The 12,178-nt window shown below is 61.7% G+C and carries 11 protein-coding genes; 9 read left to right on the top strand and 2 right to left on the bottom strand.

Annotation, left to right across the window (positions count from 1 at the left end):
• Positions 1 to 419 precede the first annotated feature (419 nt).
• From IB252_RS21895 to IB252_RS21880, 4 genes are read left to right on the top strand one after another with little or no spacing between them, the layout of a single operon-like run.
• Positions 420 to 896 carry a formate dehydrogenase subunit gamma gene (locus IB252_RS21895; RefSeq protein WP_074873929.1) on the top strand — a complete coding sequence of 159 codons (477 nt, stop codon included), beginning with the start codon at positions 420 to 422 and terminating at the stop codon, positions 894 to 896.
• Positions 893 to 2,455, top strand: coding sequence for a formate dehydrogenase beta subunit (locus IB252_RS21890; RefSeq protein WP_192410231.1), 1,563 nt, complete (start codon positions 893 to 895; stop codon positions 2,453 to 2,455). The genes IB252_RS21895 and IB252_RS21890 overlap by 4 nt, the downstream gene beginning before the upstream one ends.
• A complete protein-coding gene (gene fdhF / locus IB252_RS21885; protein ID WP_192410230.1) occupies positions 2,452 to 5,340 on the top strand; it encodes a formate dehydrogenase subunit alpha in 2,889 nt (962 codons plus the stop codon). The genes IB252_RS21890 and fdhF overlap by 4 nt, the downstream gene beginning before the upstream one ends.
• Positions 5,337 to 5,558 carry a formate dehydrogenase subunit delta gene (locus IB252_RS21880; protein ID WP_192410229.1) on the top strand — a complete coding sequence of 74 codons (222 nt, stop codon included), beginning with the start codon at positions 5,337 to 5,339 and terminating at the stop codon, positions 5,556 to 5,558. Before fdhF ends, IB252_RS21880 begins: the two co-directional genes overlap by 4 nt.
• A gap of 164 nt (positions 5,559 to 5,722) precedes the next feature.
• Here the strand turns inward: IB252_RS21880 and IB252_RS21875 are convergent, their stop codons facing one another.
• Entirely contained in the window at positions 5,723 to 7,081 is a 1,359-nt protein-coding gene (locus IB252_RS21875) for an ATP-binding protein (protein ID WP_192410228.1), read from the bottom strand.
• On the bottom strand, positions 7,078 to 7,788 hold the full coding sequence (locus IB252_RS21870) for a response regulator (protein ID WP_192410227.1): 711 nt from the start codon (positions 7,786 to 7,788) through the stop codon (positions 7,078 to 7,080). Before IB252_RS21870 ends, IB252_RS21875 begins: the two co-directional genes overlap by 4 nt.
• A 166-nt stretch (positions 7,789 to 7,954) precedes the next feature.
• Here IB252_RS21870 and IB252_RS21865 point away from each other — a divergent pair, with 166 nt between their 5' ends.
• The 5 genes from IB252_RS21865 (at position 7,955) to IB252_RS21845 (ending at position 12,115) form a co-directional block, all read left to right on the top strand.
• On the top strand, positions 7,955 to 8,743 hold the full coding sequence (locus tag IB252_RS21865) for a VacJ family lipoprotein (RefSeq protein ID WP_192410226.1): 789 nt from the start codon (positions 7,955 to 7,957) through the stop codon (positions 8,741 to 8,743).
• Complete coding sequence (locus IB252_RS21860) at positions 8,733 to 8,996, top strand: hypothetical protein (RefSeq protein ID WP_192410225.1); 264 nt, start codon at positions 8,733 to 8,735, stop codon at positions 8,994 to 8,996. The genes IB252_RS21865 and IB252_RS21860 overlap by 11 nt, the downstream gene beginning before the upstream one ends.
• A gap of 78 nt (positions 8,997 to 9,074) precedes the next feature.
• On the top strand, positions 9,075 to 10,997 hold the full coding sequence (locus IB252_RS21855) for an alkaline phosphatase D family protein (RefSeq protein ID WP_192410224.1): 1,923 nt from the start codon (positions 9,075 to 9,077) through the stop codon (positions 10,995 to 10,997).
• A gap of 166 nt (positions 10,998 to 11,163) precedes the next feature.
• Positions 11,164 to 11,658, top strand: coding sequence for an adenylate kinase (locus IB252_RS21850; protein WP_192410223.1), 495 nt, complete (start codon positions 11,164 to 11,166; stop codon positions 11,656 to 11,658).
• Between the two features lie 25 nt (positions 11,659 to 11,683).
• Positions 11,684 to 12,115 carry a bleomycin resistance protein gene (locus tag IB252_RS21845; protein WP_192410222.1) on the top strand — a complete coding sequence of 144 codons (432 nt, stop codon included), beginning with the start codon at positions 11,684 to 11,686 and terminating at the stop codon, positions 12,113 to 12,115.
• The last annotated feature ends 63 nt before the right edge of the window (positions 12,116 to 12,178 follow it).

The following is a 12,178-nucleotide window of genomic DNA, read 5'->3' as shown; positions in this document are numbered from 1 at the left end:
CCCGACTTGATCACCTCTTTGATTTCCAACCCGCCCATGACGTCATCCAAACGGCGCGGTGCATCAGCAGCGGGCTGGGGGTGGTTCAAGCATGATTCGCGATAGCGCTGCCCATAGTCCCCGACCATTCCGGGACGCCGCCTCTGGCCGCACACTCATCTAGACTTAATGGATAGTCGTAGGCAGAACTGAACACGTCGCTTTGGTGCAGTCGAATCAAAAGCAGCGTGGCAAGCTGCCTCAATGCCCTATAAAAGGTGCGGCGAAGACCGTGCCGGGCACTACAAGATACCCGCTCAGGGTGCCCTGGCCGACGGCCTGAAATTGCCACGATTCCGTGACGTGGTGTGAGTGCCGCAGCCGACACTTTCGGACGACCGACAACCCTCTGGTTTGTCCGTGACCGTGAGGAATGCTGAATGCCTGATGAGATGTTGCAATTGCCGATGGTCAACAGCGTGCTGGAGCGCCACAAGGGCTCTGCGGGCGCACTGTTGCCGATTCTTCATGAGATTCAGGAGGGCATCGGCTACATCCCCGATGCGGCCGTCCCCGAGATTGCCCACGCGCTGAACCTGAGTCAGGCCGAGGTTCGCGGGGTGATCAGCTTTTACCATGACTTCCGTACCGCGCCGCCGGCCCGGCATATCCTGCGGCTGTGCCGCGCCGAGTCGTGCAAGAGTCGCGGCGCCGAGCAGCTTGCGGCGCAGTTGCGCGAGCGTCTGCAACTGGACGATCACGGTAGTAGCGCCGATGGCAGCATCAGCTTGCGTCCGGTGTATTGCCTCGGTGCTTGCGCTTGCTCGCCCGCTCTGGAACTGGATGGCCAAGTGCATGCGCGGCTCAGCGCTGAGCGTCTGGATGCCTTGCTCGACGCTTGCCGGGAGGACGCATGATGCCGCGCCTCTATCTGCCCTGTGATTCTCTGGCCCGCGCCGTGGGCGCCGATGAAGTCGCCGTGGCCCTTGCCACTCAGGCCCAGGAACGCAACTTGCCGCTGGACTTGCAGCGCACCAGTTCGCGCGGCCTGTACTGGCTGGAACCGCTGCTGGAAGTGGACAGTCCGCAAGGCCGGATCGGCTTCGGCCCGCTGACCGCCGCCGATGTGCCCTCCGTGCTCGAAGCCCTGCAAAGCGAGCCGTTCACCCATCCACTGGCCTTGGGCCTGGTGGAAGAATTACCTTATCTGAAGACTCAACAACGCCTGCTGTTCGCCCGCGCCGGTATTACCCGGCCGTTGTCCCTGGATGATTACCGGGCCCACGGTGGCTTCGAGGGCTTGACCCGGGCCATCGCAGTGGGCGGCGAGCAGACCGCGACGGAAGTGTTCGATTCAGGCCTGCGTGGCCGTGGCGGCGCGGCTTTCCCGGCCGGGATCAAATGGCGCACGGTGCGCGCCACCCTGGCTGCGCAGAAGTACATTGTGTGCAACGCCGATGAAGGCGACTCCGGCACCTTCGCCGATCGCATGTTGATGGAAGGCGACCCCTTCCTGCTGATCGAAGGCATGGCCATTGCCGGCATCACCGTTGGCGCCAGTTACGGCTACATCTATGTGCGCTCGGAATACCCACAATCCGTGGCCACATTGCGCGAAGCGTTGGACATCGCCCGGTCCGCCGGTTACCTCGGCGCCAATGTCGGCGGCAGCGGCCTGGCCTTCGATATGGAAGTGCGGGTCGGTGCCGGCGCGTACATCTGCGGTGAGGAAACCGCGCTGCTGGACTCGCTCGAAGGCAAGCGCGGGATTGTCCGTGCCAAGCCGCCGATCCCTGCGTTGCAAGGGCTATTCGGTTTGCCGACGCTGGTGCACAACGTGCTGACGCTGGCCTCGGTGCCGCTGATTCTGGCCAAGGGTGCGCAGTTCTATCGCGATTACGGCATGGGCCGCTCCCTCGGCACCATGCCTTTCCAGCTGGCGGGCAATATTCGTCAGGGTGGTTTGGTGGAACGGGCCTTTGGCCTGACTCTGCGCGAACTGGTGGAAGACTACGGTGGTGGCACCGCCAGTGGCCGGCCGCTGAAGGCCGCGCAGGTAGGCGGCCCGCTCGGCACGTGGGTGCCGCCGTCGCAATTCGATACGCCGCTGGATTACGAAGCGTTCGCCGCCATTGGCGCGATGCTCGGCCACGGTGGTGTGGTGGTGGCGGATGACACGGTGGACATGGCCCAAATGGCGCGTTTCGCCATGCAGTTTTGCGCCGAGGAATCCTGCGGCAAATGCACGCCGTGCCGCATCGGCTCGACCCGGGGCGTGGAGGTGATCGACCGCCTGCTCGCCGCGCCAGACCAGAGCGGTCGCGAAGAGCAGGTGATCATCCTCAAGGACCTGTGCGACACGATGCAATACGGTTCGCTGTGTGCATTGGGCGGCATGGCCCCGTTTCCGGTGGCCAGCGCCCTCAAGTACTTCCCCGCCGACTTCGGTCTGCAATCCTCGGAGGCCGACCAATGATTACTCTCTTCGACCCGAAAACCGATATCGACCTGGGCACTCCTGCCCGCGACAGCGACGTGCAAGTTACGCTGAACATCGACGGCCGCACCATCAGCGTGCCCGAAGGCACCTCAGTGATGCGCGCCGCCGCGCTGCTGGGCACCACGATTCCGAAACTGTGTGCTACCGACAGCCTGGAAGCCTTCGGCTCCTGCCGCATGTGCCTGGTGGAGATCGACGGCATGCGCGGCTACCCCGCGTCCTGCACCACGCCGGTCACCGAAGGTATGACCGTGCACACCCAGACGCCGAAACTCGCGACTCTGCGCCGCAACGTCATGGAGCTGTACATCTCCGATCACCCGCTGGACTGCCTGACCTGCTCCGCGAACGGCAACTGCGAGCTGCAAACCGTTGCCGGCCAGGTCGGCCTGCGAGAAGTGCGTTACGGCTACGAAGGTGACAACCATCTGGCCGACGTGAAGGACACCTCCAACCCGTATTTCGATTACGACCCGAGCAAGTGCATCGTCTGCAACCGTTGCGTGCGTGCCTGCGAAGAAACCCAGGGCACTTTTGCCCTGACCATTACCGGGCGCGGTTTCGAATCCCGGGTCGAGGCCGCCGGTGGCGAGAACTTCCTCGACTCGGAATGCGTGTCCTGCGGCGCCTGTGTGCAAGCCTGCCCTACCGCGACGCTGATGGAAAAAAGCGTGGTCGAGTTGGGCCAGCCAGAACGCAGCGTGATCACCACTTGCGCCTATTGCGGCGTGGGCTGCTCGTTCCGCGCCGAGATGAAAGGCGACCAGTTGGTGCGCATGGTTCCAGACAAGAATGGCCAGGCCAACCACGGCCATTCCTGCGTCAAAGGACGCTTTGCCTGGGGCTACGCCACCCACCCGGATCGCATCACCAAACCGATGATCCGCAAAAACATCAACGACCCTTGGCAGGAAGTCAGCTGGGATGAAGCGGTGACCTATGCCGCCAGCGAATTCCGTCGGCTGCAGCAAAAATATGGTCGCGATTCCATTGGTGGCATCACCTCCAGCCGTTGCACCAACGAAGAAACCTACCTGGTGCAGAAACTGGTGCGCGCCGCCTTCGGCAACAACAACGTCGACACCTGTGCGCGGGTCTGCCACTCGCCGACCGGCTATGGCCTGAAACAAACCCTTGGCGAGTCCGCCGGCACCCAGAGTTTCGACTCGGTGATGCAAGCCGACGTGATCCTGGTGATGGGCGCCAACCCCAGCGACGCCCACCCGGTGTTCGCCTCCCAGCTCAAACGCCGCTTGCGTGAAGGTGCGCGACTGATCGTCATCGACCCACGACGCATTGATCTGGTGGACTCGGTGCATGCCCGCGCCGAACTGCACCTGGCCCTGCGCCCGGGCACCAACGTCGCCATGCTCAACGCCCTGGCCCACGTCATCGTCACCGAAGGCCTGTTGAACCAAGCCTTTATCGACGCCCGTTGCGAGGACAACGAATTCGCCCACTGGCGCGAATTCGTCAGCCGCGCGGACAACTCGCCGGAAGCCCTCGGCCCCATCTGCGGCGTAGACCCTGCCGACATCCGCGCCGCCGCTCGCCTGTATGCCACCGGCGGCAATGCGGCGATCTACTACGGCCTGGGCGTCACCGAGCACAGCCAAGGCAGCACCGCGGTCATGGGCATCGCCAACCTGGCCATGGCCACCGGCAACATCGGCCGCGAAGGCGTGGGCGTGAACCCGTTGCGTGGGCAGAACAATGTTCAGGGCTCCTGCGACATGGGCTCCTTCCCCCACGAACTGCCCGGTTACCGCCACATCTCCAACGAGGTCGTTCGCGCAGAATTCGAACAAGCCTGGAATGTCACCCTGCAACCCGACCCGGGCCTGCGCATTCCCAACATGTTCGAGGCGGCGTTGAGCGGTAGCTTCAAGGGCTTGTATTGCCAGGGTGAAGACATCGCCCAGAGCGACCCGAATACCCAGCACGTCACCGCAGCCCTGTCCGCCATGGAATGCATCGTGGTGCAGGACATTTTCCTCAACGAAACCGCCAAGTTCGCCCACGTGTTCCTGCCGGGCAGCTCGTTCCTGGAAAAAGACGGCACCTTCACCAACGCCGAGCGACGCATTTCCCGGGTGCGCAAGGTCATGGACCCTCTGGGCGGCAAGGCCGACTGGGAAGGCACCGTGGCCCTGGCCAACGCTCTGGGCTACCCGATGAACTACCAGCATCCATCAGAAATCATGGATGAAATCGCCAGCCTGACGCCGACCTTCACCAACGTCAGCTACGCCGAACTGGACCGCCACGGCAGCCTGCAATGGCCATGCAACGCCGCGGCACCGGACGGCACGCCGACCATGCACATCGAGGAATTCGTGCGCGGCAAGGGGCGCTTCATGCTCACCGGCTACGTGCCCACCGAGGAGAAGGTCAACAATCGCTATCCGCTGCTGCTGACCACCGGACGCATCCTCAGCCAGTACAACGTCGGCGCTCAGACACGGCGTACCGACAACGTCGCCTGGCACGACGAAGACCGTCTGGAAATCCACCCGACCGACGCCGAGAGCCGTGGCATCAACGAAGGCGACTGGGTCGGTATCGGCAGCCGCGCCGGCCAGACCGTGCTGCGTGCGCGGGTCACCGAACGGGTCGCCCCGGGCGTGGTGTACACCACGTTCCACTTCCCTGAATCGGGGGCCAACGTGATCACCACCGACAACTCCGACTGGGCCACCAACTGTCCGGAGTACAAGGTAACTGCCGTGGAAGTCAGCCGCGTCTACCACCCTTCCGAGTGGCAAAAACGCTATCAGGAATTCAGTGATAACCAACAACGCCTGCTCGACGAACGCCGCCAGGCACGCGCCGCCGGAGCAAAAGCCGAGGTACGCCGATGAGCACTGAAAACCTGATCAAAATGGTCAACCAGATCGCCCAGTACTTCGCCAGCGAACCGGACCAGCAACAGGCCGTGCTCGGCGTGCGTAATCACCTGCAGCTGTACTGGACGCCCGGCATGCGCAAGGAATTGCTGGCCTGGCAGACGGAGCATCAAGGGGCAGACTTGCATCCACTGGCGCAAGCGGCGGTCAGTGGGGCGGGTTGGGAGGCTTAGGTTCACACGATCCTGAGCCTGACCGAAAAACCCTGTGGGAGTGAGCCTGCTCGCGATGAGGGAGTGTCAGTCGACCGATATGGCGCCTGACACTCCGCTTTCGCGAGCAGGCTCGCTCCCACAAGGGCTACTCATCAGCATCGGTCCCGTGGTAGTCCGAATCCTCAACCCGGATGCACCGGCAACACCACCAACGCCTCCAACCCACCCGTCGACCGATTGCGCAGTGTCAGCTCGCCTCCGTGTTCCAGCACAATCGCCCGCGCCGCCGACAACCCCAAACCAACGCCCCCAGTACTTTTGTTCCGCGAGCCTTCCAACCGGAAGAACGGCACGAACACTTGTTCAAGGCTGGCATCCGCAATCCCCGGCCCACGATCCAGCACGTTGATCCTCACCTCGCCAGCTCCGGGGATCAGTTCAATCGCCGGCTCACTGCCGTACTTGATCGCGTTATCCAGCAGATTGGTCATCACCCGCTTAAGCCCCAACGGTCGCCCGAAATACACCCACCGCAGCGGCCCACTGAAAGCAATCTCGACGCCCTGATCCCGATAATCATCCAGCAACGTTTGCAGCAGTTCCGCCAGATCAAACTGGGTCGCCGGCTCAAGCCGCGCATCATCGCGGAAGAACTCCAGCGCCGAGTTGATCATCGCCTGCATTTCATCCACGTCACGAAACAAGCGCTGCTGTTGCTCGCTGTCTTCAATGAATTCCCCCCGCAAGCGCATCCGCGTCAGGGGCGCGCGCAGGTCGTGGGAGATGGCGGCGAGCATTTGCGTGCGGTCGCGGATGAAGTGCTGCAACTGGGCCTGCATGGCATTGAACGCGAGAATCGCCTGGCGGATTTCGTGGGGGCCGAGCGGTTCGATCGGCGGTGCGCGGAAGTCCACGCCGAAGCGTCGGGCACCTTCGGCAAAGTGCTGCAACGGTGTGGCAAGGCGCCGGGTGGCGATCAGTGCGACCAGTGCGGTGGAGATCAGCACCAGCAGGATCACGATCAGGTAGCGTGGCGTTTCGTCGAGCCCCCAACTGCGCGAGGGCGCGGAGAACATCAGCCATGTCGAATCCGATAGCTCGATCAGCAGCGCGTAATGCGCCTCCGCCGTGTGTTCCGTCCAGTCGGCCGGTTCATAGGCTTCGATGCGCCGGTCAGGGGTTTTGAGCATGGGCTGCAGAATGGTCGAGCCGATGCCGGACTTCGGATCTTCCACGGCTGGCAAATTGAGATCGTGCCTATCAGGATGCCAACTGACGGTGAAGCCGTTCTCGCTGGCGGCTTGCGCCAATGAGTTGCGCAGGGGCGCCGGGGCGGCCTCGACGACACGGGTGATGGCAGCGGCTTTTTCCAGCAAGCCGGTTTCGGTCAGCGGCGGACGCGCCCACACGCCGGCCAGTTGGATAAACAGCCCATTGAGCGCCAGTGAAATGAGCATGGCCAGGATGATCGTCAACGCGATCCAGCGCGCCACCGTATCTTGCGGCCAGTCTCGGGCGCGTATCCGCTTCAACCCGATCATCGCCGCGTCACGCTGGGCGTGAACAGGTAACCGCCATTGCGCACGGTACGAATCATCGCCGGCCGTTTGGTGTCGGACTCGAGTTTGCGTCGCAGGCGGCTGACTTGAACGTCGATGCTGCGATCGAATGCCTCATGACAATGCCCACGCGCCAGGTCCAGCAATTGCTCGCGGGTGAGAATGCGCTGGGGATGTTCGACGAAGACCAGCAGCAAGTCAAACTCACCGGCCGACAGCGGAATCATCACGTTGTCCGGCGAGCGCAGTTCACGACGGGTGACGTCCAGGTGCCAGTCGGCGAAGTCGATCAGCGGCCGTGGCCGTTCCTGCAATACCGGACGGCGCTCGTCCACGCGGCGCAGCACGGCGCGCACTCGGGCCAGCAGCTCACGGGCGTCGAAGGGTTTGGTCAGGTAATCGTCGGCGCCAAGTTCCAGGCCGACGACCCGATCACTGAGTTCACCCATGGCGGTGAGCATGATCACCGGTATTGCGTATCGAATCCGCAGTTGCTGGCACAGGATCAGCCCACTGTCCCCGGGCAACATCACGTCAAGAATGATCAGGTCTGGCAGCTGTCGCTCGATGGCCGCCCACAGCGATGCGCCGTCGGTGGCGACTTCGACGCTGTAGCCGTGCTGCTCAAAGAATTTTTTCAGTAGATCGAGAACCTCAAGGTCGTCGTCCACAATTAAAAGGCTGTTCACCGAAGGTCACTTAAGGGGCGAATGGAACCGCCATCTAAAACCATTCACGGCTGCGCGTCATTTATTTCAATCCTGCAATAAAGCGTCAGCGACGCAATAAACCAGACATCTTTGCGCAAGGCTTGGGCCCCAGCATCTCGGCGAATTCCTCCCGAGAATCGCGTCCATGTTGCCTTTCAATTGTGCTCCCTGGCTGACCCGCAACACCTCGATTGCCGTGTTGGCCGCCGGGTTGGCGGGTTGCAGCAGTCAGCCGCCGTCCACCGATGTGAGTTGCGCCGACATCGCCTATTCGGTGAACGACCCCGCCGAACCGTTCAATCGCGGGGTCTTCGCGTTCAATCGGGTGGTCGATGACTATGCCCTGGCGCCGGTCGCTCGCGGCTATCGCTACTCGCCAGATTTTTTCCAGACCGGTGTGCATAACTTTGTGGCGAACTTCGGCGAGCCCAAGGTATTCATCAATGACCTGCTGCAAGGCAACCCGATGCGCTCGGCCAATACGCTGGGGCGTTTCGTGCTCAACACCACGGTCGGTGTGGTGGGCTTGATCGACGTCTCCGGCATGGCCGGCATTCCGCGTCACGACGCGGACTTCGGCCAGACGTTCGGCGTGTGGGGCATCGGCAACGGGCCGATCGTCGAACTGCCTTTGCTCGGCACTTCCAACAGCCGCGACGCCGTCGGCCGCGTGCTCGGTTTTGTGGTCGATCCGTTTGGCAGCAACAGCGACACCGTGGACACCTTGGCCACGATCAGCACGGTCGGTGGCTTCGTCGATGGCCGCGCAGAAGCCTTACCGCTGACCGATAGCCTGCAAAAACTGCCGGACTACTACAGCGCGTTACGCAACGTGGTCGCCGAGCATCGTGCCGCTTACGTCGCCGATGGCAAACAAGGCTCGGCGCAGACAACCAAACATCAATGCACAGGAGCACCGGCCGATGGTTTCTGAAGGCAATAGCCTGACGCTGCAACAACGGGTCATCCAGCACGACCCGGCCACTCTGCACTGTCGGGAAATTACCCTGCGCCTGTCAGAGGACTGTCGCCATCTGGTGCTCAGCCGCTACACCGAACACTATGGCCCGGCGCTGGTGCGATGGATCGAGCGTAGCCACACGGTGTCCGTGACAGACTTGTTTCGCTGGCTTGTGGCCAATGGCGAGACCGATGTAATGACGGCGGGCAGCGAGCAGTTGCCTTGACTGTCAGATTCGAGCCCGTTGCCATTCATTGACGTCAGCTGCGTTATCATCGCGCGCTTCTCTGTTCCAGAAACCCGGATGTCCATGTCTTTGCCGCTGCCTGACAATCACCAATCCCTGCCACCTGTCCTGGTCGGGCCGCTGTTGCGGCGTCTGGAGCCCACGCGGCTGGTGATGTGGCTGGTGGGGTCGCGGGCGTTGTCGCTGACGTTGCGTCTGCAAGATCGCGACGCGATCCACCTCGACGCGAGTCAGTGCACAGTCATTGCGGTGGGCACCCAGGCTTTTGTTCATTTGATCGATGTGTCGCTGGACGCCGCCCTGCCCTGCGACACGTTAATCGAATACGACCTGTTGATTGACGACGCAGGCACAGGCATCGCCGATTGGGCCCCGCACTTGCTGTACGGAGACGCCCGTTGCCCCAACTTCGTCCTGCGTAAAAAGGCCGATCATCTACTGCACGGCTCTTGCCGCAAACCTCACCACCCAGCCCCGGACGGTTTGCTGTGCGTCGATCGTTTGCTGGAAGCCGAGCCGGATGTACACAAACGCCCGGCGCTGTTGATGATGAGCGGCGATCAGGTGTATGCCGACGATGTCGCGGGGCCGATGCTGCGAGCCATCCATGCCTTGATCAAACGCTTGGGGCTGTTCGAAGAGCACCTCGAAGGCGCGGTAGTCAGCGACAGCGCCAAGCTCTACGAGCACCCCGCCAGCTACTACCATCGTGCGGATTTGTTACCGGCGCTGGAGAGCAACGAAACCCTGCGCGAGCGATTTTTCGGTGGGGCGCGTAAGCCGATTTTCACCAGCAGCAGTGCCGACAACCATCTGGTGACGTTCGCCGAAGTCATGGCCATGTACCTGCTGGTCTGGTCGCCGACACCCTGGACATTGATCGCCCCGCAACCGCCGGCGCTGACACCTGCAAGACGCGAGCGTTATACCCTTGAGCAGACGCGCATCGATGGCTTCAAGGCCGGTCTCGGAGGCGTCGCCCGAGCACTCGCGCACCTGCCGTGCCTGATGATTTTCGACGATCACGATATTACCGATGACTGGAATCTTTCCGCGCAATGGGAGGAAACGGCCTACGGCCATCCGTTCTCCAGGCGCATCATCGGCAACGCACTGCTTGCTTATATGCTGTGCCAAGGCTGGGGCAACAACCCGGATGCGTTCGGCGCTGTGCTGAAGAAGGCTGTCGGATTGAGCGCCACCGGGCATGACCGCTACCTCGACAGTGACATTCAGGACGAGCTGATTGACGAACTGCTGAGATTTCAGAACTGGCATTACGTGCTGCCCACCAGCCCGGCCATCGTCGTACTCGACACCCGCACCCGGCGCTGGCGCAGCGAGATGAACCTCAAGCAACCGTCGGGTCTGCTGGACTGGGAAGCCCTCAGCGAACTGCAACAGGAGCTGCTCGATCACCCTTCGGCCATCATCGTTTCACCGGCGCCGATCTTCGGCGTCAAACTGATCGAAACCGTGCAGCGTGTTTTCAGCTGGTGCGGTTATCCCCTGCTGGTGGACGCCGAAAACTGGATGGCCCATCGTGGTGCGGCGCAGGTGATCCTGAACATTTTCCGACACTCGCGCACGCCGGGTAACTACGTGGTGCTGTCGGGCGATGTGCATTATTCCTTCGTCTACGAAGTACTGATCCGACACCGCAAGGCCGGCCCGCGCATCTGGCAGATCACCAGCAGCGGCATCAAAAACGAGTTCCCGCCCGCGCTGCTGGAGTGGTTCGACCGCCTCAACCGCTGGCTCTACTCGCCGCGCTCGCCGCTGAACTGGCTGACCAAACGCCGACGTATGCGCATTGTTCCCCATGTCCCGGAACATGCTGAAGCAGGTGAACGGCTGTGGAATTCGGCGGGGATCGGGCAAGTGTTCTTTAATGAAAAAGGACAGCCGCAGGAGATCTATCAGCACAACTCAAACGGCTCGCCGAAGACGCGGATGGTTGCGCCTGACAGCGAAGACTGAACGCTGAAGGCTGATCGTTGATCGTTCCCACGCTCTGCGTGGGAATGCCTCAAGGGACGCTCCGCGTTCCAACTCTCGAAAGGGACGCGGAGCGTCCCGGGCTGCATTCCCACGCAGAGCGTGGGAACGATCGGTTAACGGCCCCCTTACGTGATCGGTGTCGCTCATGAACCTCACCCGAACCCTGATCATCGGCAACTCCGGTTCCGGCAAAAGCTGGCTGGCCGAACGACTGGCCAAGCACCTGCAAGTGCCGTGGGTCGATCTCGATTCGATTCACTGGTTGTCCGACGAACACAGCATCGCCCGCCCCCGTGCCGAGGCGCTGGGCATGGCACGGGTGATGGCCAGTGAAGAGCGCTGGGTGATCGAAGGCGTTTACGGCTGGATCATCAGCGAACTCTTGCCTCGGGCGACAGCACTGATCTGGCTGTGCGTTGAAGATGAGGAATGTGTTGCCAATGTTCGTCAGCGAGAGGCGCAGCGAGACAAGAATGACGAGTTGTTGATTGCGTTGCTCGACTGGGCCGGCAGCTATCGTATGCGCGAAGATTCCAGTGGATTTGCCCCGCATCAGCAACTGTTCGAAGGGTTTGGCGGTTCGAAACTCAAGCTCAGGGATCGAACCGAAATCACAACTTTCGCGAAACAAGCCAACTAACTCACACTGTTTACCAAGGATACGTATGTTTGCACGGAGCAAATTAGTCCCCGAATTAATGGTCACGGACATCAAGAAAAGCCTTCACTTCTGGACATCCCTGATCGGTTTTCAAATCGCCTATGAGCGCCCCGAAGTCGGTTTTGCCTACCTCGATCAAAACGGCGTTCAGATCATGCTGGAGCAATACGACCCGGCCGAAAGCCAGTGGATGACCGGCGTACTGCAAGCGCCGTTTGGCCGAGGCATAAACTTTCAGATCACGGTCGACGTTGTCGAGCCGATACTCCAGCGTCTGGCCGACTTTGAATGGCCGTTGTTTCGTCCTTGCGCTGATGTCTGGTATCGCGCCGATGCGGTAGAAGTCGGCCAACGCGAATTTCTGGTGCAGGATCCGGACGGTTATCTGGTTCGTTTGGTGGAGAGTTTGGGGGAGCGGCCGTTTGCGTCCGTATGACACCGAGCCGATGCCTAGGCTGTGTGCATTTCACCATCGAGCATTCCCACTCGGAGCATGGGC

This window comes from Pseudomonas sp. PDM10 (assembly GCF_014852295.1).
In the GTDB taxonomy this organism is placed as follows: domain Bacteria; phylum Pseudomonadota; class Gammaproteobacteria; order Pseudomonadales; family Pseudomonadaceae; genus Aquipseudomonas.
The sequence above is the reverse complement of the archived record's forward strand: the minus strand, read 5'-3'. Positions and strand labels throughout refer to the sequence as shown.